Origin of the sequence: Pseudomonas sp. GM17 (genome assembly GCF_000282175.2) — a bacterium.
Classification (GTDB): Bacteria; Pseudomonadota; Gammaproteobacteria; order Pseudomonadales; family Pseudomonadaceae; genus Aquipseudomonas; species Aquipseudomonas chlororaphis.
Window position 1 is genome coordinate 1,707,501 of the sequence record NZ_CP124732.1, and the last position, 24,297, is coordinate 1,731,797.

19 protein-coding genes are annotated in these 24,297 nt (G+C 63.2%); 9 read left to right on the forward strand and 10 right to left on the reverse strand.

Translation table 11 applies throughout. The features are described from left to right. The first annotated feature begins 11 nt into the window (after positions 1 to 11). From PMI20_RS07575 to PMI20_RS07585, 3 genes are all read left to right on the forward strand, one after another. Positions 12 to 1,760, forward strand: coding sequence for a PTS fructose-like transporter subunit IIB (locus tag PMI20_RS07575; protein ID WP_007922292.1), 1,749 nt, complete (start codon positions 12 to 14; stop codon positions 1,758 to 1,760). Positions 1,761 to 2,639: 879 nt separating this feature from the next. Further along, entirely contained in the window at positions 2,640 to 3,023 is a 384-nt protein-coding gene (locus PMI20_RS07580) for a DUF6124 family protein (protein WP_007923846.1), read from the forward strand. A gap of 199 nt (positions 3,024 to 3,222) precedes the next feature. Then, positions 3,223 to 4,764, forward strand: a complete 1,542-nt coding sequence (locus tag PMI20_RS07585; RefSeq protein ID WP_007923844.1) for an alkaline phosphatase D family protein — start codon at positions 3,223 to 3,225, stop codon at positions 4,762 to 4,764. Positions 4,765 to 4,865: 101 nt separating this feature from the next. Here PMI20_RS07585 and PMI20_RS07590 read toward each other — a convergent pair whose 3' ends face one another. Together PMI20_RS07590 and PMI20_RS07595 are read right to left on the reverse strand one after the other, a co-directional pair. Beyond that, positions 4,866 to 7,391, reverse strand: a complete 2,526-nt coding sequence (locus PMI20_RS07590) for a PepSY domain-containing protein (RefSeq protein ID WP_007923842.1) — start codon at positions 7,389 to 7,391, stop codon at positions 4,866 to 4,868. A gap of 368 nt (positions 7,392 to 7,759) precedes the next feature. Next, on the reverse strand, positions 7,760 to 10,033 hold the full coding sequence (locus PMI20_RS07595; protein WP_007923840.1) for a TonB-dependent receptor: 2,274 nt from the start codon (positions 10,031 to 10,033) through the stop codon (positions 7,760 to 7,762). 206 nt (positions 10,034 to 10,239) lie between these two features. Between PMI20_RS07595 and PMI20_RS07600 the strand changes: the two genes are divergently transcribed. Both PMI20_RS07600 and PMI20_RS07605 read left to right on the forward strand, forming a co-directional pair. Further along, the gene (locus tag PMI20_RS07600; protein ID WP_007923838.1) at positions 10,240 to 10,920 is read left to right on the forward strand and encodes a Fe2+-dependent dioxygenase; all 681 of its coding nucleotides are present in this window, start codon (positions 10,240 to 10,242) and stop codon (positions 10,918 to 10,920) included. 3 nt (positions 10,921 to 10,923) lie between these two features. After that, positions 10,924 to 11,706: a tetratricopeptide repeat protein gene (locus tag PMI20_RS07605; protein ID WP_007923837.1), complete on the forward strand. Its 783-nt coding sequence runs from the start codon at positions 10,924 to 10,926 to the stop codon at positions 11,704 to 11,706. A gap of 167 nt (positions 11,707 to 11,873) precedes the next feature. Here PMI20_RS07605 and PMI20_RS07610 read toward each other — a convergent pair whose 3' ends face one another. The 5 genes from PMI20_RS07610 to PMI20_RS07630 form a co-directional block, all read right to left on the reverse strand. Then, positions 11,874 to 13,037, reverse strand: coding sequence for a type III PLP-dependent enzyme (locus PMI20_RS07610; RefSeq protein WP_007923836.1), 1,164 nt, complete (start codon positions 13,035 to 13,037; stop codon positions 11,874 to 11,876). A 711-nt stretch (positions 13,038 to 13,748) separates the two neighbouring features. Continuing rightward, the gene (locus PMI20_RS07615) at positions 13,749 to 14,906 is read right to left on the reverse strand and encodes an osmoprotectant ABC transporter ATP-binding protein OsmV (protein ID WP_007923834.1); all 1,158 of its coding nucleotides are present in this window, start codon (positions 14,904 to 14,906) and stop codon (positions 13,749 to 13,751) included. Next, on the reverse strand, positions 14,903 to 15,556 hold the full coding sequence (locus PMI20_RS07620; RefSeq protein WP_007923833.1) for an ABC transporter permease: 654 nt from the start codon (positions 15,554 to 15,556) through the stop codon (positions 14,903 to 14,905). The genes PMI20_RS07615 and PMI20_RS07620 overlap by 4 nt, the downstream gene beginning before the upstream one ends. Before the next feature lie 14 nt (positions 15,557 to 15,570). Beyond that, positions 15,571 to 16,464: a glycine betaine ABC transporter substrate-binding protein gene (locus PMI20_RS07625; RefSeq protein WP_007923832.1), complete on the reverse strand. Its 894-nt coding sequence runs from the start codon at positions 16,462 to 16,464 to the stop codon at positions 15,571 to 15,573. Between the two features lie 20 nt (positions 16,465 to 16,484). Then, entirely contained in the window at positions 16,485 to 17,201 is a 717-nt protein-coding gene (locus tag PMI20_RS07630) for an ABC transporter permease (RefSeq protein WP_007923831.1), read from the reverse strand. Positions 17,202 to 17,721: 520 nt separating this feature from the next. Here PMI20_RS07630 and PMI20_RS07635 point away from each other — a divergent pair. The 4 genes from PMI20_RS07635 (at position 17,722) to PMI20_RS07650 (ending at position 21,298) form a co-directional block, all read left to right on the forward strand. Beyond that, positions 17,722 to 19,305 carry a peptide chain release factor 3 gene (locus PMI20_RS07635; protein WP_007923830.1) on the forward strand — a complete coding sequence of 528 codons (1,584 nt, stop codon included), beginning with the start codon at positions 17,722 to 17,724 and terminating at the stop codon, positions 19,303 to 19,305. 155 nt (positions 19,306 to 19,460) lie between these two features. After that, entirely contained in the window at positions 19,461 to 19,766 is a 306-nt protein-coding gene (locus PMI20_RS07640; RefSeq protein ID WP_007927361.1) for an IS3 family transposase, read from the forward strand. Continuing rightward, positions 19,763 to 20,599 carry an IS3 family transposase gene (locus tag PMI20_RS07645; protein WP_007927360.1) on the forward strand — a complete coding sequence of 279 codons (837 nt, stop codon included), beginning with the start codon at positions 19,763 to 19,765 and terminating at the stop codon, positions 20,597 to 20,599. The genes PMI20_RS07640 and PMI20_RS07645 overlap by 4 nt, the downstream gene beginning before the upstream one ends. 438 nt (positions 20,600 to 21,037) lie before the next feature. Next, the gene (locus PMI20_RS07650) at positions 21,038 to 21,298 is read left to right on the forward strand and encodes a hypothetical protein (protein WP_007927024.1); all 261 of its coding nucleotides are present in this window, start codon (positions 21,038 to 21,040) and stop codon (positions 21,296 to 21,298) included. A gap of 117 nt (positions 21,299 to 21,415) precedes the next feature. Here the strand turns inward: PMI20_RS07650 and PMI20_RS07655 are convergent, their stop codons facing one another. From PMI20_RS07655 to PMI20_RS07665, 3 genes are read right to left on the reverse strand one after another with little or no spacing between them, the layout of a single operon-like run. Next, the gene (locus tag PMI20_RS07655; RefSeq protein WP_007927025.1) at positions 21,416 to 22,387 is read right to left on the reverse strand and encodes a peptide ABC transporter ATP-binding protein; all 972 of its coding nucleotides are present in this window, start codon (positions 22,385 to 22,387) and stop codon (positions 21,416 to 21,418) included. After that, a complete protein-coding gene (locus PMI20_RS07660; RefSeq protein ID WP_007927026.1) occupies positions 22,387 to 23,355 on the reverse strand; it encodes an ABC transporter ATP-binding protein in 969 nt (322 codons plus the stop codon). Before PMI20_RS07660 ends, PMI20_RS07655 begins: the two co-directional genes overlap by 1 nt. A 10-nt stretch (positions 23,356 to 23,365) precedes the next feature. Then, the gene (locus PMI20_RS07665) at positions 23,366 to 24,292 is read right to left on the reverse strand and encodes an ABC transporter permease subunit (protein ID WP_007927027.1); all 927 of its coding nucleotides are present in this window, start codon (positions 24,290 to 24,292) and stop codon (positions 23,366 to 23,368) included. Positions 24,293 to 24,297 lie beyond the last annotated feature (5 nt).

Genomic DNA, 24,297 nt, shown 5'->3' on the forward strand with positions numbered 1-24,297 from the left:
GAGGGTTGGTCATGAAGTTAGCCATTGTTACCGCCTGCCCGAACGGCATGGTCACCAGTGTGCTGTGCGCCCGGTTGCTGGATGCCGCGGCCCAGCGCCAGGGCTGGAGCACCAGCGTCGAAGTGCATGACGAGGCGCACCCGGAACGGCAATTGTCGGCCGCCACCCTCGAAGTGGCCGAGTGGGTGCTGGTGGTCAGCACCGGGCCTTTGGACATGTCGCGTTTCGTCGGCAAGCGGGTGTTCCAGAGCTCGCCCTCCGTGGCCCTGCAGGACGTCGACGGCGTGCTGCGCCGTGGCGTCGAGGAGGCCCAGGTGTATGCCGCGGCCGAAGCCGTGGCCGAGCCGGCGCCGGCGCCGGCCAGCAAGAATGCGCCACGGCTGGTGGCGGTCACCGCTTGCCCGACCGGCGTGGCCCACACTTTTATGGCGGCCGAGGCCTTGCAGCAGACCGCCAAGCGCTTGGGGTACGAGCTGCAAGTGGAAACCCAGGGCTCGGTGGGCGCGCGCAATCCGTTGAGCGCCGAAGCCATCGCCGCGGCGGACGTGGTGCTGTTGGCCGCGGACATCGAAGTGCCCACCGAGCGCTTCGCCGGCAAGAAGATCTACCGCTGCGGCACCGGCATCGCCCTCAAGCAAGCCGAGGCGACCCTGAACAAGGCCCTGGCCGAAGGGCAAGTGGAGTCGGCAGCAGCGGGTGCTGGCGCGGCCCCGGCCAAGCAAGAGAAAACCGGGGTCTACAAGCACCTGCTGACCGGTGTGTCGTTCATGCTGCCGATGGTGGTGGCGGGGGGCTTGATGATCGCCTTGTCCTTCGTCTTCGGCATCACCGCGTTCAAGGAGGAGGGGACCCTGGCCGCGGCGCTGATGCAAATCGGCGGCGACACCGCGTTCAAGCTGATGGTGCCGCTGCTGGCCGGTTACATCGCCTATTCCATCGCCGACCGCCCGGGCCTGGCGCCGGGGATGATCGGCGGCATGCTCGCCAGCACCCTGGGCGCGGGCTTTATCGGCGGGATCATTGCCGGCTTCATCGCCGGCTACGCGGCCAAGGCCATCAGCAAATACGCGCGCTTGCCCCAGAGCCTGGAGGCCTTGAAGCCGATCCTGATCATCCCGTTGCTGGCCAGCCTGTTCACCGGCCTGGTGATGATCTATGTGGTGGGCAAGCCGGTGGCGGGAATGCTCGCCGGCCTGACCCACTTCCTCGACAGCATGGGCACCACCAACGCGATCCTGCTGGGGGTATTGCTCGGCGGCATGATGTGCGTCGACCTTGGCGGGCCGATCAACAAGGCGGCCTACGCCTTCTCCGTGGGACTGCTGGCGTCGCAGAGTTATGCACCGATGGCGGCGACCATGGCCGCCGGCATGGTGCCGCCGATCGGCCTGGGCATCGCGACCTTTATCGCCCGGCGCAAGTTCGCCCAGAGCGAGCGGGAAGCCGGTAAGGCGGCGCTGGTGCTGGGGCTGTGCTTTATCTCCGAAGGGGCGATTCCGTTCGCCGCCAAGGACCCGTTGCGGGTGATCCCGGCCAGCATCGCCGGCGGCGCGCTGACCGGGGCGCTGTCGATGTATTTCGGCTGCAAACTGATGGCGCCCCATGGTGGGTTGTTTGTGATGCTGATTCCGAATGCGATCAACCATGCGTTGTTGTATTTGCTGGCGATTGTGGCGGGGAGTTTGTTGACGGCGGTGGTGTATGCGCTGGTGAAGCGGCCGGAGGCGACCGAGCTGGCGCTGGAGCCGGTCAAGGCCTGACGGTTGTTCTGCGTTGACTTCGATGGCGCCCGGGTGGCGCCATTGTTGTTTCTGATGATCGCTGATCTTGTAGGAGCGAGGCTTGCCCGCGATAGCGTCCGTCCTGGCGCTGCATTTTTTTGGACGGGGTACATATCCATTCCTGCGGTAACGGCGGCTTAGGGTTCCGCCCTTACGGCGGGTCACTTTTGGCAAACGCCCGGAATGCCGGCCCAGCCAAAAGTAACCAAAAGGTCTCGCCCCTGGCGTACGGCCTTCGCTGCGCTCAGGTTCCCTCGCTCCGGCGTCCCGATGGGGCGGGTGGATCAAGATCAAAAGCTAAAGCCTGGCGCGACCTACCGGTCGGCGCTAACCCCTGTAGCCGCTGCCGAGCTTGCGAGGCTGCGATCGACTGCGCAGCAGGCGCAGGATCTTGAGACCGCTGGAGGACCTTCGGTCCTATCGCAGCCTGCGGCAGCGGCTACAGGGGTCGCGGTTATATCGGAGCCTTTTGTAGGTGCGAGCTTGCTCGCGATCAGGTCCCGCGGCTGACAGGTTTGTCGTGTAAGACGCTGTCTGAAAGTGAGGCGCTTCGCTTTCCTTTGTAAGGCTTTTCCGAGAAACTCCGGGCCGCTTGCGTCTGGGAAGGGCGCTGTCTAGCCTCGGGTTTGTCACTGGTTTTTCAGTGGCCGGGTTTAGCAGCTCGGTAAGTCTCAGGCGTATAAGACACCATGTCTTCCCGGTCGGATTTTATTCTGGCTGGTCTGTTATGGCGGCTGTACGTGGGGCACCTTCGGGTGCGCCGGGTTCCTGAGCCCTGGTCTGCTAACCCGCGTCCAGCTGCCACCCTCAACCGTTTAGCAGCGACGGGTGAAAGCTCCATTGCTCGGGAGTTACACCATGAAAAAACTCGTCCCCGATCCACCCGTTTCCCTGCCGTTCTCACGCCGCAATCCAGACCACGACCAGGCCAATGAGCAGGTCCGTCAGGCGTTGGCCAACCATCCGGTGGAAGGTTCGTTGCTCGCAGCCTTGAAACCCACCGCGGCGGGGCCTGCGGGTAACGATTCGCTCTTCATCGTCCGTCCCGGCATCAGCGCCGAAGAGGCGTTGCTTCACGTGTCCATGCTGCTTAAATCCGCCGAGGAGGTTTCCGACGAGATCACCGAACACGCCAGCGGTATCGAGCGTGGCCTGATCTGGTCGATGATTCATAGCGTCGAGATGGCGCGAGGTGTGGTGGATGCGTTGCTCGACGGCAGCCGTCCACCAACGCAGCCCTGAACCCTGTAGCCGCTGCCGAGCCCGCGAGGCTGCGATCGGCCGCGAAGCGGACGCAGGATTTTGAGCCCGCTGGAGGACCTTCGGTCCTATCGCAGCCTGCGGCAGCGGCTACAGGGCGTGCCGTCTTTGGGCCGTGTCATACGGAGTTCATCGCCGCTGACTAAAGTTGCCTTTTCACTTTGGGTCGGAGGGATCCACGATGGGCGATTTCACTCTCGGGCGGCGGCGTTTGATTCAGGTGGCGGGTGCGGGGTTGTTGCTGCCGGGGCTGGCGCCGGCGGTGATCGCGTCGCCCAAGGACCGGCCGAAGATGGTCGATGGCGTGCAGTCCGGGGACTTGCTTGGCGATCGGGCGATGGTCTGGAGCCGTACCGACCGGCCGGCGCGGATGGTGGTGGAGTGGGATACCCGCAGCCTGTTCAGCAATCCGCGGCGGTTTGTCTCGCCGCTGGCCGATGCCCGCACCGACTTCACCGCGCGGGTCGAGCTGGGCGGTTTACCCACTGATCAGGCGATTTTTTATCGGGTGTATTTCGAGGATGCGCAGACCGGCGTGCGCAGCAAGCCCTGGTTCGGCCATTTGCGCAGCGTGCCGCAGACGCGCCGCGATATTCGCTTTGTGTGGAGCGGCGACACCGTCGGCCAGGGTTTTGGCATCAACCCGGACATTGGCGGCATGCGTATCTACGAGGCCATGCGCCGGCGCCTGCCGGACTTTTTTATCCACAGCGGCGACACCATTTACGCCGACGGCCCGGTGCCGGCGCAGCTGACCACCGAGAACGGCCGGGTATGGCGCAATATCACCACCGAGGCCAAAAGCAAGGTCGCCGAGACCCTCGACGAATACCGCGGCAACTACCGCTATAACCTGCTGGACGAGAACGTGCGGCGCTTCAACGCCGAGGTGCCGCAGATCTGGCAGTGGGACGACCATGAGGTGGTCAACAACTGGTCGCCGAGCAAGGTGCTGGATGAGCGCTACACCAGCAAAGATATCCACACCCTGGTAGGGCGCGCGCGGCAGGCCTGGCTGGAGTACGCGCCGATGCGCTTGCAGAGCGCCGACCAGGGCGGGCGGATCTATCGCAAGTTGAGCTACGGGCCGCTGCTGGATGTGTTCGTGCTGGACATGCGCAGCTATCGCGGTGGCAACGACGACAACCTTGGCGCGGCCAAGCCGTTTCTTGGCCGCGAACAGCTGGACTGGCTCAAGCAGGGGCTCAAGCACTCCAAGGCGCAGTGGAAGGTGGTGGCGGCCGACATGCCCATCGGCCTTGGCGTGCCGGACGGCGAGGTCAGCCCCGGCGTGCCGCGCTGGGAGGCGATCGCCAACGGCGATCCGGGCCCGGCCCAGGGCCGCGAGCTGGAGATCGCCGAGTTGCTGGCGTTCCTGCGCAAGCACAAGGTGCGCAACCATGTGTGGCTGACGGCGGATGTGCATTACTGCGCGGCGCACCATTACCACCCGGACCGCGCGGCGTTCCAGGATTTCGAACCGTTCTGGGAATTCGTCGCCGGGCCTTTGAATGCCGGCAGTTTCGGGCCCAACGCGCTGGACCAGACCTTCGGCCCGGAGGTGGTGTTCCAGAAGGCGCCGCCGGCGCAGAACACCTCGCCGTTCGCCGGGTTCCAGTTCTTCGGCGAGGTGCAGATCGAAGGGCAGAGTGGGGAGTTGAAGGTGACGCTGCGGGACCTGGACGGGGTGGCGGTGTTCGAGCGCAAGTTGCAGCCGGTGTAGTCATGTAGGAGCGAGGCTTGCCCGCGATGGCGGTATCAAGGCCGCTACCGGCCTTTGGCCTATCGCGAGCAAGCTTCGCTCCTACAGAAGCGTGGAGTGGGTCAGTAGACGTCGCGGCGATAGCGGCCTTGCTCGATCAGCTGTTCGATGACCTCGGCGCCCAGCACTTCGTTGAGCGCCTGATCCACGCCCGAGGCCATGCCTTGCAGGCTGCCGCAGATGTAGATCGCGGCGCCGTCGGCCAGCCACTGCTTGAGGCGTTCGGCCTGTTGGCGCAGGCGATCCTGGACGTAGATTTTCTCGGCCTGATCGCGGGAGAACGCCAGGTCCAGGCGGCGCAGATCGCCGGCGGTCAGCCATTCCTGCAGCTCGTCCTTGCAGTAGAAGTCATGCTCGGCGTTGCGCTCGCCGAAGATCAGCCAGTTGTCTTGCTGGCCCTCGGCGATGCGCGCCTTGAGCAGGCTGCGCAAGCCGGCCAGGCCTGTGCCGTTGCCCAGCAGGATCAGCGGGCAAGGCTCGGCCGGCAGATGGAAGCCGCTGTTGCGCCGCACCCGCAGGCTGATGGCCGAACCGACCGGCGCATGCTCGGTGAGCCAGCCGGAGCCGATGCCCAGGCTGCCGTCGGGGTGGCGTTCCTGGCGCACCAGCAGTTCCAACTGGCCGTCGCTGGCAATCGAGGCGATGGAGTATTCGCGCATGGCCAGCGGCACCAGGGCATCCACCAGCGCCTGGGCATGCAGGCCCACCAGATGGGCACGGTTTTCCGGGAGCTGGCGGCTGGCCAGGGCCTGGGTCAGGGTTTCCGTCAGGCCGTCGAGCTGTACCGTGGCGCTGCCGTCCAGGCCGAGGCCGTCGAGGAAGAACTCGATGGCCCATGCGCAATTGCGCGGCAGCACTTCTACCAGGTCGCCGGCCAGCCAGCTGCTCGGCTGCGGTGGGGTGAGGCCCAGCAGGTAGACGCCCGAACCGCTGCTGTCCGGGTTTAACAGCTCGCGTTGGTTCAGGGTCCAGTTGTCGTAGGCGGGCGCCTGCCACAGGTCCACCGGCGCCTGGCCGATCAACTGGCCCAGTTGCTGCTGCCAGTGGCGCAGGGCGTAGCTGTCGCCGCTGTCGACTTCCACCGGGGCGAACAGGGTGTTGCCGCCATGTTCGGCCAGCCAGCCATGCAGGCGCTTGGCAAAACCGCAGAAGTGCGGGTATTGCCGGTCGCCCAGGCCCAGTACGGCGTACTTGAGGTTGTCCAGGGACAGGGCGCGGCCCAGCACCTTGCGCTCGAAGCCCCGGGCGCTGTCCGGCGCTTCGCCGTCGCCGAAGGTGCTGACCACGAACAATGCGTTCTGGGTATTGAGCAGGTCCTGCTCGCTGACGCTGGCCAGCGGCTGGACCTTGGTCGGTACGCCGGCGGCCTGCAGTTGCCCGGCGGTCTGCCAGGCCAGTTGTTCGGCGAAACCGCTCTGGCTGGCGAAACCGATCAGCCAGGCCGAGGCATCGCCGGTGTCGGTGCTCAGGCCCTGGCGCGCGTCCTTGATCTGGCGTTTCTTGCGCCGGCGATCCAGGTACAGCAGCCAGCCGGTGATAAAGAACAGCGGCATGGTCAGCGAAGCAATGGTCACCAGGATCCGCCCGACAATGCCGAAGTAGCTGCCCACGTGCAGGGCATAGATGCTGGTCAGCAGCTGGGCCTTAAGGCTCTTGTCGCTGTAGCGGTCGTGGCGGCTGACCACGCCGCTGTTCGGGTCGATGGTGATCTGGTTCAGCGCCCGGTCGTGGGGCGAATTCTTCAGCAGATAGAACACGGTCGCCGGCTGGCCGGCCATCGCCGGCATGCGGATGTTGTAGGAGCTCAGGTCCTTGCCGGCGGTGCTGTAGATACCCAGCCACATGGCGTTGTAGTCGGCGGTCGGCGCCGGACCCTGGGGCGGCGCGCCTCGGTTCTTCATGCGTTGGCTCTGTGGCGAGTCGGCCAGCAGTTTGTTCAGGCCCTTGTTGTACCACTCGTAGGACCAGGACAAACCGGTCAACGCTGCCAATAGATAGAACAGCAGGCACCAGGTCCCGGCCACGGCGTGCAGGTCCCAGTTGAAGCCACGACCTTTTTTCGCCCAGTCCAGGGTCAGCCAGGCGCGCCAGCTCGCCACCTGGCGCGGCCAGCGCAGGTAGAGGCCGGACAGGCAGAAGAAAATCAGGATCAGGGTGCAGGCACCGGTGATCTGCCGGCCGCTGTCGCCCATGGCCAGGAAACGGTGCAGTTGCAGCATCAGGCCGAAGAAGTCCTGGCCCAGGGCGGTGCCCATGAATTCGCCGGTGTAGGGGTCGAAATAGCGCATCTCGCCACGGCGCTGGCCCGGTGGCGGGGTGAACCACACGCGTGCGGCGTTGCCGCTGTCGGCCTCCACCGTGAGCATCGACACGGTCTTGCCCGAGGCCGCCTGGATCTTTTCCACCAGCTCGGCGGGCGGCAGGACCCCGGCCGGCTGCTTTTCCACCTGCAGTGTGGAGGGGTTGAGGGCACGCAGGATTTCATCCTGGAACGACACCGTCGCTCCGGTAATGCCCATCAAGGCCAGGACCAGGCCGGCGCTGATGCCGAAAAACCAGTGCAACTGGAACAGGGTTTTCTTCAACACATCGACCGCCTCGTTGGTTCTTAAGTCTGTGCCACGGCGCGCATTATGCCGTGAGTTGTCGAGAAACATTCTTTCTTACGCACAAAAGCCCCACTTGCCGAAACAGGTGGGGCTCATGCGTTTGTAGCCGCTGCCGAAGGCTGCGATAGGATCCAGCGATCTTGAGATCCTGCGCCTCCTGCGGCAGCGGCTACAGGTCCACCGTGTAGCCGCTGCCGAGCCCTGGCGAGGCTGCGATCGGCTTGGGCGGCATTCCGACGCAGCAGTCGCCAAACCCGACGCCCGTACAGGTCAGGCATACCGCAGCGCCAGCTTTGCGGGGCTGCGCCCCGATCGCAGCCTGCGGCAGCGGCTACAGGTGAAACCCGTCAGAAGTGGAAGTTGGTGGTGAACAAGGCGGTACGGCCGGCTGCCTGGTTGGCAAAGTGCGCCGAGTAGGCTTTGTCGTAGTAGGTCTTGTCGGTCAGGTTCTGCACGTTCAACTGCAGGTCGACGTTCTTGCTCAGCTTGTAGCTGGCCATGGCGTCGTAGCGGGTGTAGGACGGCACATACACGGTGTTGCCGGCATCGCCATACACCTCGTCGACATAGAACGCACCGCCGCCGACGGTCAGCTTCGGCAGCACTTCATAAGTGGTCCACAGGCTGAAGCTGTTTTTCGGCGTATTCGGCATTTCATTGCCTTTGTTCGAACCGGCGCTGACGACCCCGTTACGCCCGTTGAGGCCGGCATCCACCAGCTCGCTTTTCAGGTAGCTGTAGCCGGCGAAGACTTGCCACTTGTCGGTGATCTTGCCGCTGGCCGACAGCTCCAGGCCGTCGACGCGGGATTCACCGGCGTTCTGATAGGTCAGGGCGTCCACCAGGATGCGGGTGTTTTTCTTCTCGGTACGGAACACCGCGGCGGTCAGGGACAGGCGGTCGTTGAACACGTCCCACTTGGTGCCCAGCTCGTAGTTGACGGTTTCTTCCGGTTGCAAATCGCTGACGCTGGCGCCGGCGGACAGCGGGTTGCCGTCCGCGCCTTCACCCACCAGGCCGCCCGCTGGCGAGGCCGAGGTGGCGTAGGAGGCGTAGACGCTGCCGTTGTCCGCAGGTTTCCACACCAGGCCGGCCTGCCAGTTCCAGAACTGGCTGTCGTCCTTGATCTTGGTGCGCCCGGTGGCGGTGTCGGTATTGGCCACGGTGTCGAAGGTGTCGTAGCGCAGGCCGACGTTGAGCAGCCATTGCGGATCGAGTTCGATGGTGTCGAACACATAGGCCGCGCGGCTGGTGGCTTTGGTGTTGGTGCCGTAGTAGTTGCGGCTGATCGCGCCGGTCCAGGCATCGTCCGGGTTCGGATTGCTCAGCGAGGTGCAGCTGGGGATGCTGCCCGGATTACAGACCTTGGCGGTGTTGCCGGCGATGTTGTAGCTGCTGACGCGAGTCTCTTCGCCAGTGAACTCCAGGCCCGTGGAGTAGTTGTGCTTGAAGCCCAGGGCCTGGAATTCGCCGAACAGGTCGGTCTGGTTGGTGGTGGTTTCGGTGGTGGACACCCGCGAGTTGGCGCGACGCCACACGGTGCCGTACTTGTTGACGTTGAACTTGCTGTCGTCCGGCTGGGTGAGGATGTAGTCCTGGCCGGTGTTGCCATGACGCAGGGTGTTTTTCAGCGTCATGTTGTCGTTCAGGTCGTGCTCGATGGAGACGGTGCTGATGTCCGCACGGGTCTTGCGGAAGTCCCGATCCTTCAAGCCATAGAAGTTGTCGCTGTCGCCGCCGTCGGTGGGTTTGTCGTGCTTGTGGGCGGTGGCGCTGGCCGAGCTGTAGCCGTAGGGAATGCCCGAATCCGGCAGGTCGTCGCTTTCCATGTGGTAGTAGCTGAAGTTGACGCGGGTCGGGGTGCCCAGGCCGAAGGTCAGGGACGGTGCCACGCCCCAGCGGTCGTAGTTGACGGCGTCGCGACCGGCCACGTTCTGCTCGTGGCTCATCAGGTTCAGGCGGAAGGCGGCGCTGTCGAGGAACTGGCGGTTGACGTCCAGCACATAACGGCGGGTCTGGTCGGAACCGTAGGTGAAGCCGCCGTTGAGGAAGTCTTGCTGCTTGGGCGTCTTGCTCACCAGGTTGAGGCTGCCACCGGCCGAGCCGCGACCGCCGAAGGAGGAGTTGGGCCCCTTGCTGACTTCGATCGATTCGATGTCGAAGATCTCGCGGCTCTGGCCGCCGGTATCGCGCACGCCATCGAGGTAGGTGTCGCCCTGGGCATCGAAGCCACGGATGAACGGACGGTCGCCTTGCGGGTTGCCGCCTTCGCCGGCGCCGAAAGTAATGCCCGGCACGGTGCGCAGCGCATCCTGCAGCGAGGTGGCGGCGGTGTCCTTGAGCACTTGTTGAGGCACCACGGTGACCGAGCGCGGCGTGTTGACCAGCGGCGCGGTGTACTTTTGCGACGAGGCTTTTTCGACCTGGTAGGACGTCTGGTCCTGAGCTTCACCGGTGATGCTGGTGGCGTCCAGGGAAATGGCATTGCCGGCGGCTTTCTTCTCGGTGTTTTCCGCGGCAAAAGCCATATGGGCTGCGGAGCCGGCGGTGATTGCCACGCCAATCGCAGACGCCAGCAGGCGTGGTGAACCGAGCGGTAATTGTGGTGGTTGGCGCGACATGGTGATTCCCCTCCCCAAGGATTTGAGGCGGCGGAATATAAGGCGAACAAGTCTATGTATCAATTGCGAAATATTGCTATTCGCACGGAATTTACATTCTTTACAATTTCGCTTTACGGTTTTTACGCTTTCATTCGTCTGCGCATTTTACATTTGCAATAAGAATCAATATCATTTGCACCCCCTTTGCTTTCAGGTATTGCCTCATGCTCCTGCATATTCCCGGCCTGTTCTCCCGTGAAGAAGTGCTGCGTATCCGTGAGGCCCTGGAGCAGGCGGACTGGGCCGACGGCAAGATCACCGCCGGTTACCAGTCGGCCAAGGCCAAGCACAACCTGCAACTGCCCGAAGGCCACCCGCTGGCCCAGGAGATTGGCGCGGCGATGCTCGAGCGCCTGTGGCAGCACCCGCGCTTCATGTCGGCGGCGTTGCCGCACAAGGTTTTCCCGCCGCTGCTCAACTGCTACACCGCCGGTGGCAGTTTCGACTTTCATATCGACAACGCTGTGCGCCAGCCCAAGGGCAGCGTCGAGCGGGTGCGGACCGACCTGTCGTCGACCCTGTTTTTCAGCGACCCGGAGGACTACGACGGCGGCGAGCTGGAAATCCAGGACACCTTCGGCACCCAGCGGGTGAAGCTGCCGGCCGGCGACATGGTGCTGTACCCGGGCACCAGCCTGCACAAGGTCAGCGCGGTCACCCGCGGCACCCGTTACGCGTCGTTCTTCTGGACCCAGAGCCTGGTGCGCGAAGACAGCCAGCGCGCCCTGCTGTTCGAGATGGACGAGGCGATCCAGCAACTGACCCGCGACATGCCGGAGCATCCGTCGCTGATCCGCCTGACCGGCACCTACCACAACCTGTTGCGTCGCTGGGTCGAGGTGTAAGCCGTGAGTTTCCAGTTACGCCGCGAGGAAGTCCTCGACGGCGAGCAACTGCGCGCCATGCTCGAACAGAGCCCGGCCCGGGCCGCCCAGGCGATCCTGCTGGCGGCCGGGCAGGGCGTGCCGGATGCCCAGGCGCTGCTCGGGCAGATCCTGCTCGACGGTCTGGGCATCGAGCGCGACCAGGCGCTGGCGCTGCGCTGGTTTGCGATCGCCGCCAAGGGCGGGCAACTGATGGCGCGCAACATGCTGGGGCGTTGCCATGAGCATGGCTGGGGCTGCGAGGCCGATGCCCAGGTCGCCGCCGGGCATTATCGCCAGGCCGCCGAAGCCGGGCTGGACTGGGCGCTGTACAACTACGCCAACCTGCTGGCCACCGGTCGCGGGGTCGCTGAAAACCAGGCCCTGGCCTTGAGCTGCTACCAGCGGGCGGCCGCCATGGGCCACGCCAAATCCATGAACCTGTTGGGCCGTTATCTGGAGGAGGGGCATCACTGCCCCAGGGATGTCGCGGCGGCCTGTGACTGGTATCGCCGTTCCGCCGAGGGCGGGGATTTTCGTGGGCAGTTCAGCCACGCCGCGGTGCTGGCCGATGCCGGGCGTATCGACGAGGCGCTGGGCTGGCTGGACCAGGCGTTGGCTGGCGGCAACCTGAATTTCCTGCGGGTCGCCCGCGGCGCCTTGTTGCAGGCTGCCCATCCACAGATCCGTGGCCTGGCCCTGGCGTATCACCAGCGCGCGGCGCAATTAGGGAATGAAACCGACCGCGAGGCATTAGCCCGGCTGTAGCTTCTGTAGGAGCGAGGCTTGCCCGCGAAGGCGGCATCAAGGCCACCACCGGCCTTCGGCCTATCGCGAGCAAGCTTCGCTCCTACGGAGGCATTTTTTCAGCGTTTATCGCGCAGGCACAAAAAAGCCCATGACTGGTCATGGGCTTTTTCGTTGCGGCGTATCGCTTACACGTAGAAGGATTTCAGGGGCGGGAAGCCGTTGAATTCCACAGCGCTGTAGCTGGTGGTGTAGGCACCGGTGGACAGCCAGTACAGGCGGTCGCCGATGGCCAGGTTCAGCGGCAGGCCGTACTTGTAGTTCTCGTACATGATGTCGGCGCTGTCGCAGGTCGGGCCGGCGATTACCACTTCTTCCGTCTCGCCTTTCTTCTCGGTCCAGATCGGGAACTTGATGGCTTCGTCCATGGTTTCGATCAGGCCGGAGAACTTGCCCACGTCGGTGTAGATCCAGCGTTCCACGGCGGTCCGGGATTTACGCGCCACCAGCACCACTTCGCTGACCAGGATACCGGCGTTGGCGATCAGCGAACGGCCTGGCTCGAGGATGATTTCCGGCAGCTCGTCGCCGAAGTCTTCCTTGAGGAAGCGGATGATTTCCTCGGCGTAGGTTTCCAGGCTATTGGTGCGGGTGATGTAGTTGGCCGGGAAGCCGCCACCCATGTTGATCAGCTTGAGGTGGATGCCGTCTTCTTCCTTCAGGCGTTCGAAGATCACCTTGACCTTGGCGATCGCTGCGTCCCAGACGCTGATGTCGCGCTGTTGCGAACCCACGTGGAACGACACGCCGTAAGGCACCAGGCCCAGGTCGCGAGCCAGGATCAGCAAGTCCATGGCCATGTCGGTCTGGCAGCCGAACTTGCGCGACAGCGGCCAGTCAGCAGTGGTCGAGCCTTCGGTGAGGATGCGCACATAGACTTTCGAGCCCGGCGCGGCCTTGGCGATGTTGCGCAGGTCGGCTTCGGAGTCGGTGGCATACAGGCGCACGCCCTTCTCGTAGAAGTAGCGGATGTCCTTGGATTTCTTGATGGTGTTGCCGTAGCTGATCTGGTCCGGGCTGACGCCGCGGCCCAGCACCTTGTCCAGCTCGTAGATCGAGGCGATGTCGAAGTTCGAACCTTTTTCCCGCAGCAGGTCGATGATTTCGACGGCCGGGTTGGCCTTTACCGCGTAGTAGACCTTGGCAAACTCGAAACCGGCCCGCAGGTCATCGTAGGCCTGGGCGATCATCTGGGTGTCGATCACCACGAACGGGGTTTCTTGCTTGTCGGCGAACGCCTTCATTTTCTGAAAGGTTTCGCGCGCGAAATAGTCTTCGACCTGAATCGACATACCTGGGAGCTCCTAATGGCAAACGGGTAAAAACAATGGGTGCAAATGAACGTCCTCCGTATCCCCACTTTGGTTCGCCTACTTCCCAAGGCATTGCCGCCGAAAGCAAAAAGGCCACCCGGATCGTTTGAGAGCTACTGCGTGCTGTGCGCCTTCGGCGCTACGCGAGCAATACTGCGTTGGGAAGAAGCTCGGAATGCTCATTTACAACCAGTAAACTCCGCTTCCTCGCCTCTTCCCGCCTTGTCTTGCCTGCGCTCGCTACGCTCTCAAACGATCTGCAAAAGGTTTCCCTATGGCCTTGCTGTCTCGTCGTCAGTACTTGAGCCGGATGGATCGTTTCCAGCATGGACGTTCGGCGCGAACTTTAGGGCGTGAGGGGCCTGAGATCAACAAAAAATGTCGCGTTTTTGCACGCGTTCGTCGCGTGGTCCGAGCCAGTCATTTATGTAACCGACCCAGATGACAGGCTGATGTTCCCCAGGGTGGGGAATCCGTGGCGTGAGGGGCCCGGTTCCCGGTCGAGTGCGGGCTGGTGTCGCGAGGCACTGTAGCCGCTGCCGAGGCACGAGGCTGCGATCGACTGCGAAGCAGGCGCAGACCCGGCACCTCGGTATATCAGGGCACCGAGGGCAGGGGGCACGGCCGCTTCGCGGCCTATCGCAGCCTCATTCTTCGGCAGCGGCTACACGACCGGGCCGATGCGGCAGGTCAGGCCAGTGCTGTCTCGGCCGGCGAGACGATGTTGGTCTTCATGCCGCGCGAGCGGCCGGAGCTGAGGTAGGCGGCAATCGATTCCTGGGTCACTTCGCCGAGGAACACCCGCTCGGCATCCAGCACCGGCAGCCACGAACGGTTGAACTCGTACATCCGCGACAGCAGGATCCGCAGGTGTTCATCGTAGGCCGCGGTGGCGTTGAATTCGCGCAGGTACTGGGCGCAGGTGCCGGCCTGGCGGTGCAGGTCGCGGCGGCGTACATACCCCAGGGCCTTGTTGTCGGCGCAGGTCACCACCAGGTAGCGGCGGTCGTGTTCGTCCATCAGTTCCAGGGCGTCGGCCACCGGCGTTTCCGGGCTCACCGACGGCGCGTTGTCGGCGGCGTCCTCGGCCTTCACCAGCAGCAGGCGCTTGAGGGTGCTGTCCTGGCCGACGAAGTTGCTGACGAACTCGTCCGCCGGATGGGCCAGCAGGGTGTCCGGATGGTCGATCTGCAACAGCTTGCCGGCGCGGAAGATGGCGATCTTGTCGCCGAGCTTGATGGCTTCGTCGATGTCGTGGCTGACCATGATCACGGTCTTGTTCAGCGCCCGCTGCATTTCGAAGAACTCGTTCTGGATCATCTCGCGGTTGATCGGGTCGACCGCGCCGAAAGGTTCGTCCATCAGCAGCAATGGCGCATCGGCCGCCAGCGCGCGGATCACGCCGATCCGCTGTTGCTGGCCGCCGGACAGTTCCCGTGGGTAGCGATGCAGATATTGCTTGGGTTCGAGCTTGATCATGCTCATCAGCTCGCGGGCGCGGTCATGGCATTTCTGCTTGTCCCAACCCAGCAGCTTGGGCACCACCACAATGTTTTCCTCGATGGTCATGTTGGGGAACAGGCCGATCTGCTGGATCACGTAGCCGATGTTGCGGCGCAGGGTCACTTCGTCCAGGCCGGTGGTGTCTTCGCCATTGATCAGCACCTTGCCCGAGGTCGGCATGATCAGGCGGTTGATCATCTTCAGCGTGGTGCTTTTGCCGCAGCCCGATGGCCCAAGGAACACACAGATTTCGCCTTCATTGACGGTCAGGCTTACGGAGTCGACGGCGGTGATGGTCTTGCCGTTGCTTTGGAAGGTCTTGGTCAGGTTTTGAAGTTCGATCATTTGAGCAGTCCTTTTGGAGTCAAGGAGCGTTGCAGCCATTGCAGAAGCAGGTCGGCGAAGATGGCCAGGAGGCTGACCAGCACCGCGCCGACGATCAGCATCGACATGTCGCTGCGGCTGATGGAAGCAAGAATGAGCACACCCAGGCCGCCGGCGCCGATGGTGGCGGCGATGGTCATGACGCCGATGTTCATCACCACCGCGGTGCGTACGCCGGCGAGGATCACCGGCACGGCGATCGGCAACTCGACCATACGCAGGCGCTGGCCGAAGGTCATGCCGATGCCACGGGCGGCTTCGCGAATCCCCGGCTCGACGCCGGTCAGCGCCAGGTAGGTGTTACGCATGATCGGCAGCAGGGAGTAGAGGAACACCGCGGTGATCGCCGGCAGCGGCCCCAGGCCCTGACCGAATTTGGAGTAGAACGGCAGCAGCAGGCCGAACAGGGCGATCGACGGGATGGTCAGCAGCACGGTGGCGCTGGCTTGCAGCGGGCCGGCCAGGCTCGGGAAGCGGGTCATCAGGATGCCCAGGGGCACGCCGAAGAGGATCGCCAGGGTCACGGCGATGCCCACCAGGGTGATGTGCTGCCAGGTCAGCTGGATGACTTGCTGCCAGTCGAGATGGGAAAAGGCGTTGAGAAATTCCATGGCTCTTTCCTCCCTCAATTCAGTGGATGCTGGCGCAGGAAATCTGCGGCAACGGCGGATGGGCTTTCATGGTCGACGTCGACCCGGGCGTTGAGCTGGCGCATGGTTTCGTCGTCGAACAGTTCGGCCAGCGGCTTGAGGTCGGCGGCCAGTTGCGGGTGGGCGTCGAGGTAGGCTTGGCGTACCACGGGGGCCGCGGTGTAGTCGGGGAAGTAATGCAGGTCGTCGTTGAGCAATTTCAGGTTGAAGGCGTTGAGCCGGCCGTCGGTGGTGTAGACCAGGCCGGCGAACACCTGGCCGTTGCGCAGGGCGGTGTAGACCAGCCCGGCGTCCATCTGCCGGATGTTCTTGCGGGTCAGGTCCATGCCGTACAGCTTGACCATGCCTTGCAGGCCGTCGGAGCGGTTGGCGAACTCGGTGTCCAGGGCGATCAGGTGGTGGTCCTGGCGTTCGGCGTCGAGGACGTGTTTCAGGTCGCTGACGCTATTGATCTGCGGGTATGCGTCCGCGACGTTTTTCGGCAGGGCCAGGGCGTAGGTATTGCTGAATTTCGACGGGGGCAGCCAGACCAGGCCTTTTTTCCCGTCGAGTTCCTTGACCCGGTCATAGGACTGTTGGCTGTCGAGTTTTTCCGTCACGTGGTTGTACGCCACCAGGGACACCCCGGTGTATTCCCAGAGCATGTCCAGCTGCCCGCTTTCATGAGCGCTGCGCGCCAGGTTGCTGCCCAGGCCACCGGTGACCCGGGTGTCGTAGCCCTTGCCGCGCAGGTACTGCGAGGTGATTTCCGCCAGCAGCGTCTGCTCGGTGAAGACCCGGGCGCCGATGCGGATCACGGGTTTTTGCGCGGCCTGGGCAATTCCCGCGCACAGCAGGACGCAGCCTATGATCAAAGCTATTTTTTTCATGTGAATTCCTTCGCGCAGGCTTAAGACGGGCGCAGGCCGCGTTCCAGCCAGAGGCGGCTGGCCAGTGTCACCAGGCCGTCGAGCAGCAGCGCCAGCAAGGCGGTGCAGGCCGCGCCGAGCAGCAGTTGCGGCTGGTTGTTCAGGGCGATGCCGGGGAAGATCAGGCTGCCAAGGCTGTTGGCGCCGATCAGGAAGGCCAGCGGCGCGGTACCGACGTTGATCGCCAGGGCCACGCGCACGCCACCGACGATGATCGGCACGGCGTTGGGCAGCTCGACTTTCCACAGCACCTGGCGCGGCGTCATGCCGATGCCGACGGCGGCCTCCTTGAGGGAACCCTGGACGTTTTTCAGGCCTTCGTAGGTGTTGCGCACGATGGGCAGCAAGGAGGCGAGGAACAAAGCGAAGATGGCCGGCCCGCTGCCGATGCCGAGGATCCCCAGGGCGATGGCCAGGACGGCCAGGGGAGGGACGGTGTTGCCGATGTTGAACAGCTGCATGAAGCGCTCGGCACGCCCGACCATCTGCGGTCGGCTGAGGAAGATGCCGGCGGGTATCCCCACCACGAGGGCGGCGAACATTGAAGCGAGTACCAGGTACAGATGGGCTTGCAGGTAAAACAACAGATCGTCGCGGTAGTGTTCGATCGTACTGATGCCGATCCAGTGGATCAGCAGGGCCAGGAGAGCGATGACCGCCGCGCCTCCTATCAGCCCTTTGCCATAGCGAATAGCCACAGGCGGACTCCTTTTTCATGTCGGCGAGCATTCTTTCGTGTGGCAAGGCCATACCTGGCTGCCAAAAGAACGGTCGCGAGAAGCAGCTCGTCGATGCGCTGGAAACAGCGCGGGATCGAGCCATACGCATAGCCTCGTCAGGCTAACTTGCTGATTTTTCTACCCCTGACGAAAGCTCGTAACAGGGGAGTGGACGCCTCCACCTTTTAAAAGGTTCCATATTTGGCCGCGTTTGGCCACCCTCCATCCCATAACTCCGATATCTCTGATGCCTGGCATCTGTAGCCGCTGCCGAGCGCAGCGAGGCTGCGATCGGCGGCGCAGCCGTCGCAAAACCTGCCCCCTCGGTATACCTGACAGAGCGCATCGCAATGCCGCCCGGGCCAATCGCAGCCTCGCGCTGCTCGGCAGCGGCTACAGGGCAAGGGTTGCAGGGGCGAGGGCCGAACGGTGGTCCGTGGTGCTTGCTTTGCGCTATACTCGCCGCCCTTTTTTTGAATCACCTGCCAGGCGATTTCCCATGACCAAACAGGCCGCCGAAGTCGCGAAACGCCGCACTTTCGCCATTATTTCCCACCCGGATGCGGGTAAAACCACCATCACCGAGAAGCTCTTGCTGATGGGCAAGGCGATTGCCGTTGCCGGTACGGTGAAGTCCCGCAAGTCCGACCGCCATGCCACTTCCGACTGGATGGAGATGGAGAAGCAGCGCGGTATTTCCATTACCACGTCGGTCATGCAGTTCCCTTATCGCGAACACATGATCAACCTGCTCGACACCCCGGGCCACGAAGACTTCTCGGAAGACACCTACCGCACCCTGACCGCGGTGGACTCGGCGCTGATGGTGCTCGACGGCGGTAAGGGCGTAGAGCCACGGACCATTGCCCTGATGGACGTCTGCCGTCTGCGCGACACGCCGATCGTCAGCTTCATCAACAAACTCGACCGTGACATCCGCGACCCGATCGAACTGCTCGACGAAATCGAAGCGGTCCTGAAAATCAAGGCGGCGCCCATCACCTGGCCGATCGGTTGCTACCGCGATTTCAAGGGTGTGTACCACCTGGCGGGCGACTACATCATCGTCTACACCCCCGGCCACGGCCACGAGCGCACCGAAACCAAGATCATCGAGAAGCTCGATTCCGATGAAGCCCGCGCCCACCTGGGCGACGAGTACGAACGCTTCATCGAGCAACTGGAGCTGGTGCAGGGCGCTTGCCATGAGTTCGACCAGCAGGCGTTCATGGACGGCCAGCTGACCCCGGTGTTTTTCGGTACCGCCCTGGGCAACTTCGGTGTGGACCACGTGCTCGACGCGGTTGTCGACTGGGCGCCGCTGCCGCTGGCGCGCGTGGCCAACGAGCGCACCGTGGAGCCGCAGGAAGAGAAGTTCACAGGCTTCGTGTTCAAGATCCAGGCGAACATGGACCCCAAGCACCGCGACCGTATCGCCTTCATGCGCATCTGCTCGGGCAAGTACGAGAAAGGCATGAAAATGCGCCACGTGCGCACCGGCAAGGACGTGCGCATCGGCGATGCGCTGACCTTCTTCTCCTCCGAGCGTGAACAGCTCGAAGAAGCCTACGCCGGCGACATCATCGGCTTGCACAACCACGGCACCATCCAGATCGGCGACACCTTCACCGAAGGCGAGGCCCTGGGCTTCACCGGTATCCCGCACTTCGCCCCGGAACTGTTCCGCCGCGTGCGCCTGAAGGATCCGCTGAAGTCCAAGCAACTGCGCCAGGGCCTGCAACAGCTGGCCGAAGAAGGCGCGACCCAGGTGTTCTTCCCCGAACGCAGCAACGACATCATCCTCGGCGCCGTCGGTGTGCTGCAGTTCGATGTGGTCGCCAGCCGCCTGAAAGAGGAATACAAGGTCGAGTGCTCCTACGAGCCGATCACCGTGTGGTCCGCGCGCTGGATCGATTGCAGCGACAAGAAGAAACTCGAGGAATTCTCCAACAAGGCTGTGGAAAACCTGGCGCTGGACGGTGGCGGTCACCTGACCTACCTGGCCCCGACCCGGGTCAACCTGGCGCTGATGGAAGAGCGCTGGCCCGACGTGAAATTCCGCGCGACCCGCGAGCATCACTAAGGTCTGAGCGACGCCCCAAGCAAAAGCCCCGCGGCCCAAACCGCGGGTTTTTTTATGCCCAGAACCTATCCATTCCCGTAGGAGCGAGGCTGAACTGGCCTAATAATTCCGGACACCTCTTAAGGGCGATATGATTTCGCCAACTTGGAGGTTCCATGAACGAAAGAAAGGTCTATACCCGCGAGTTCAAGCTACAGGCTGCCAGCATGGTGCTTGATGATAACTGCCCGGTTGCAGACGTTTGTGCATCGCTGGACATTGGGCCCACCGCGTTACGTCGCTGGGTCGATCAGGTTCGCAAGGAACGCGAGGGGCAGCCAGTCAAAGGCACCAAGGCAATTACCGAAGATCAGCGCCAGATCCAGGAGCTAAAAGCCAAGATCAAGCGCATGGAGATGGAGGCTGAGATCTTAAAAAAGGCTACCGCTCTCTTGATGTCGGATCCCGATCGTTTTCGATGATCGCAGAACTAAGAGAGTCATTTCCGACTGCCGTGGTGTGTCATGTTTTCGGTGTGAAGCGCAGCAGCTTTTATGAGTGGATTCAGCGGCGAGCCAAGCCGCGGATCAGACGCGAAGAGCTCAAGCTGAAAGTGGTTGAGCTGCACAGTGAAAGCCGCGAAGCCATGGGTTCCAGAATGATCAGCAAAAGCCTGAAATCCCAAAACATTGCAGCTGGAAGGGGTCTTGTCAGAGCGCTGATGAGGGAGGCCAACATTGTCAGTAAACAACGCCAACCTCATCCATTCAGATCCAAAGGAGTGGAAGCATTTGTCGCACCCAATCGGCTCAAGCGCAATTTCAACGCGACTGCAGTCGATCAGGTTTGGTGTGGTGATGTGACCAGCCTGATGGTGGGCAAACGCTGGTTTCATCTGGCCATCGTGATCGATTTGTATGCTCGCCGGGTCATTGGCTGGGCGTTTTCCCTGGTCAATGACGCCCACTTGGTTAGCAAAGCGCTATGCATGGCAACAGAGGTACGGACATGTCCTCCTGGGCTGATATTTCACTCAGATCAGGGATGTCAGTACACCAGCCGCAAGTTTCAAGAAGAGCTGATGCACCACGGCATTTTGCAAAGCATGAGTCATCGCGGGCAGTGCTGGGACAATGCGCCGACAGAGCGTTTTTTCGGCACGCTGAAGTCAGAGTGGGTACCCCGTGGCGGCTACAGTATGGTCGAGGAAGCAAAAACCGACATCGTGCGCTTCTTCATGTACTACAACCGCACCAGGCTCCATAGCTACAACAACTACTTGTCGCCAATAGCTATGGAGCAAAAAGCGGCATAAGCACCGTAAACGGTGTCCAGGATTACTTGACCAGTTCAGGCTTGCCCGCGATAGCGTCCGCCCGGCCAATGAACTTCTCCCGGCAGAACCGCGGTGGCAGGTTTTGGGGCTGCTACGCAGCCCATCGCGAGCAAGCTTCGCTCCTACGGTATTGGTGGTGTTCGTGGAATCTCCATGCTGTCGTAGGAGCGAGACTGGCCCGCGAAAGCGTCGGTTCGGGCAACGATTCTCTCCCGACAGAACGCGAGATCAGGTGTGGGAGGAAGATGCATAACCGCAGGTTTTAGGGGCTAGTCGAAAGCCGTCTAGCCAGTGGGCGAATCGCGGGCTTGTTATCTGGAAAAGCGTCGGCTTCGGGGCTAGGTTCATACGAGGCCGTGCCTTGCAAATCCGGCTGTGGCCATCATTGATTCACCTACATAAAGGGACGGAATCAACATGAATGTCTTCCAACGGGGTGTGCTGTTACTCAAGGTGCTGGTGCTGTTGTCGCTGGGCATGTCCGCGGCCTGGGCCGGCGACCAGGCCGCACGGGTGCCGGGTTTCTGGGGGCCGGGGCATTTGCAGAACGGGGTGCAGATGATCGCCAAGTCGGAATCCGAGCCGGGCGATCAGGGACAGGGTGGTAGCGAGGGCGATGACGATTCGACCACCGACGAGCCGGACCCCGACAGCGACGACGAGGCTAGCCAGGGCTGAGCCAGGCTGGCGGAAAAAAGAAACCCCTCCTGCCGGACTGATGCGCAATCTGGCAGGAGGGGTTTGGTCAACACAGATGAGGCGCCGCGGGTCACCGCGGCGCCTTTTTTGGCCGGCTCAGCCGAGGAACTGTTCGGCGTAGTGGCAGGCCACCTGGCGGGTGTCGAGCAGGCGCAGGGCCGGCTCTTCGCTGCTGCAACGCTCGGTGGCGTATGGGCAGCGCTTGTGGAACGCACAGCCGGATGGCGGGTTCAGCGGGTTGGGCAATTCGCCGACGATCTTGATCTTCGGTTTGTCCGGGTCCGGGTGAATGGTCGGCGTGGCCGACAACAACGCCTGGGTGTAAGGGTGCAGCGGACGGGTGTAGATGTCCTCTTTCGGGCCCATTTCCACCGGCCGGCCGAGGTACATCACCATCACGTGGTCGGCGACGTGACGCACCACCGCCAGGTTGTGGGAGATGAACACATAGGCGGTGTTGAACTCCTGCTGCAGGTCCATGAACAGGTTCAGCACCTGGGCCTGGATCGACACGTCGAGGGCCGAGGTCGGTTCGTCCGCCACCAGCACTTTCGGTTGCAGCATCATCGCCCGCGCCAGGGCGATACGCTGGCGCTGGCCGCCGGAGAACATGTGCGGGTAGCGCTGATAATGCTCGGGGCGCAGGCCCACCTGCTTCATCATCGCCTGGACCTTTTCCCGTCGCTCGCTGGCCGACAGCCGGGTGTTGATCAGCAGCGGCTCGGCCAGTTGATCGCCGATCTTCTGCCGTGGGTTGAGCGAGGCGTAGGGGCTCTGGAACACCATCTGCACGTCTTTGCGCAGTTGCTTGCGCTGGGCCTTGTCGGCGCCGGCGACTTCCTGGCCGGCGATTTTCAAGGAGCCGGAAGACGGTTCTTCGATCAGGGTCAGGGCCCGGGCCAGGGTGGATTTGCCGCAGCCGGACTCGCCGACCACGGCAAGGGTCTTGCCGGCTTCCAGCTCGAACGACACGCCGTTGAGGGCGCGCACGGTGGCGTGGCCCTTGAACAGGCCGCGGGACACTTCGTAGTGACGGGTCAGGTTGCGGGCGGTAAGAACGACGGCCATTACGCCACCTCCTGATTCAGCGGGTAGAAGCAGCGGGCGAGGCTGGCGGCTTTCGGATCGAGGTTTGGGCGCTGCTGGCGGCAGTTTTCCTGCACGTACGGGCAGCGCGGCGAGAGCAGGCAACCTTGCGGACGGTCGTAGCGACCGGGAACGATGCCCGGCAACGTCGACAGGCGCGCGGCGCCCATGCTGTGCTCGGGAATCGCTGCCAGCAGCGCTTCGGTGTAGGGATGGGCGGGGATGTCGAACAACTCCGGCACCTGGCCCACTTCCACCGCTTGCCCGGCGTACATCACGCACACGCGCTGGGCGGTCTCGGCGACCACCGCCAGGTCGTGGGTGATCAGCACCAGGCCCATGTTCTGCTCGCGTTGCAGGTTGAGCAGCAGATCCATGATCTGCGCCTGGATGGTCACGTCCAGGGCGGTGGTCGGTTCGTCGGCGATCAGCAGCTTCGGCTCGCCGGCAATCGCCATGGCAATCGCCACGCGCTGGCTCATGCCGCCGGACAGTTGGTGCGGGTAGGCGTCCATGCGGCTGGCGGCGCCCGGGATCTCGACTTTTTCCAGCAGTTCGATGGCGCGCTTGCGGGCCGCCTTGCCGGACATCTTCAGGTGCAGGCGCAGCACTTCCTCGATCTGGAAGCCCACGGTGTAGCTCGGGTTCAGCGCGGTCATCGGGTCCTGGAACACCATGGCCAGGTCCTTGCCGACGATCTGCCGGCGTTGCCGGGCGCTGAGCTTGAGCATGTCCTTGCCGTCGAAGCTGAGGGCGTCGGCGGTGACGATGCCGGGATGCTCGATCAGCCCCATCAGCGCCATCATGGTCACGGACTTGCCGGAGCCGGATTCGCCGACGATGGCCAGGACTTCGCCCTTGTCCACGTTCAGGTCCAGGCCATCCACCACGGGAACGGCCTGGGCGTCGCCGAAGCGCACGTTGAGATTCTTGATTTCTAGCAGTGACATGGGAATCTCCTCAGGCGGCGTTCTTGAGTTTCGGGTCCAGCGCGTCGCGCAGGCCGTCGCCCATCAGGTTGATTGCCAGCACGCTGAGCAAAATGGTCAGGCCGGGCAGGCTCACCACCCACCAGGCGCGTTCGATGTAGTCGCGGGCCGAGGCCAGCATGGTGCCCCACTCAGGGGTGGGCGGCTGGACGCCAAGGCCGAGGAAGCCCAGGGCCGCGGCATCGAGAATCGCCGAGGAGAAGCTCAGGGTCGCCTGGACGATCAGCGGCGCCATGCAGTTGGGCAGCACGGTGATGAACATCAGGCGCGGCAGGCCGGCACCGGCCAGGCGCGCGGCGGTCACGTAGTCGCGGTTGAGCTCGCCCATCACCGCGGCGCGGGTCAGGCGCACGTAGGACGGCAGGGATACCACGGCGATGGCGATCACGGTGTTGATCAGGCCTGGGCCGAGGATGGCGACGATCGCCACGGCCAGCAGTAGAGACGGCAGGGCCAGCATGATGTCCATCAGGCGCATGATGGTCGGGCCGAGCAGGCGCGGGAAGAAGCCGGCGAACAGGCCCAGGAGGATGCCCGGGATCAGCGACATGACCACCGACGACAGGCCGATCAGCAGCGACAGGCGCGAACCGGTGATCAGGCGCGACAGCAGGTCGCGGCCCAGTTCGTCGGTGCCGAGGATGAACTGCCATTGGCCGCCTTCGAGCCAGACCGGCGGGGTCAGCAGGAAGTCGCGGTATTGCTCGCTCGGGTTATGCGGGGCGACCCAGGGCGCGAAGATCGCGCAGAAAATCACCAGCAGCATGAACAGCAGGCCGGCCACCGCGCCCTTGTTGCGCGAGAAGGCCTGCCAGAATTCCTTGTACGGCGACGGGTACAGCAGGCTTTGATCCACGGCCACGGCGGATACGGCTACTGAGGAGGTTGGAGTGCTCATGAGTA

Coding starts and splice junctions, on each gene's coding strand:
- PMI20_RS07575 (WP_007922292.1), top strand. CDS start 12: ATGAAGTTAGCCATTGTTACCGCCTGCCCGAACGGCATGGTCACCAGT.
- PMI20_RS07580 (WP_007923846.1), top strand. CDS start 2,640: ATGAAAAAACTCGTCCCCGATCCACCCGTTTCCCTGCCGTTCTCACGC.
- PMI20_RS07585 (WP_007923844.1), top strand. CDS start 3,223: ATGGGCGATTTCACTCTCGGGCGGCGGCGTTTGATTCAGGTGGCGGGT.
- PMI20_RS07595 (WP_007923840.1), bottom strand. CDS start 10,033: ATGTCGCGCCAACCACCACAATTACCGCTCGGTTCACCACGCCTGCTG.
- PMI20_RS07600 (WP_007923838.1), top strand. CDS start 10,240: ATGCTCCTGCATATTCCCGGCCTGTTCTCCCGTGAAGAAGTGCTGCGT.
- PMI20_RS07610 (WP_007923836.1), bottom strand. CDS start 13,037: ATGTCGATTCAGGTCGAAGACTATTTCGCGCGCGAAACCTTTCAGAAA.
- PMI20_RS07615 (WP_007923834.1), bottom strand. CDS start 14,906: ATGATCGAACTTCAAAACCTGACCAAGACCTTCCAAAGCAACGGCAAG.
- PMI20_RS07620 (WP_007923833.1), bottom strand. CDS start 15,556: ATGGAATTTCTCAACGCCTTTTCCCATCTCGACTGGCAGCAAGTCATC.
- PMI20_RS07625 (WP_007923832.1), bottom strand. CDS start 16,464: ATGAAAAAAATAGCTTTGATCATAGGCTGCGTCCTGCTGTGCGCGGGA.
- PMI20_RS07635 (WP_007923830.1), top strand. CDS start 17,722: ATGACCAAACAGGCCGCCGAAGTCGCGAAACGCCGCACTTTCGCCATT.
- PMI20_RS07640 (WP_007927361.1), top strand. CDS start 19,461: ATGAACGAAAGAAAGGTCTATACCCGCGAGTTCAAGCTACAGGCTGCC.
- PMI20_RS07645 (WP_007927360.1), top strand. CDS start 19,763: ATGATCGCAGAACTAAGAGAGTCATTTCCGACTGCCGTGGTGTGTCAT.
- PMI20_RS07650 (WP_007927024.1), top strand. CDS start 21,038: ATGAATGTCTTCCAACGGGGTGTGCTGTTACTCAAGGTGCTGGTGCTG.
- PMI20_RS07655 (WP_007927025.1), bottom strand. CDS start 22,387: ATGGCCGTCGTTCTTACCGCCCGCAACCTGACCCGTCACTACGAAGTG.
- PMI20_RS07660 (WP_007927026.1), bottom strand. CDS start 23,355: ATGTCACTGCTAGAAATCAAGAATCTCAACGTGCGCTTCGGCGACGCC.
- PMI20_RS07665 (WP_007927027.1), bottom strand. CDS start 24,292: ATGAGCACTCCAACCTCCTCAGTAGCCGTATCCGCCGTGGCCGTGGAT.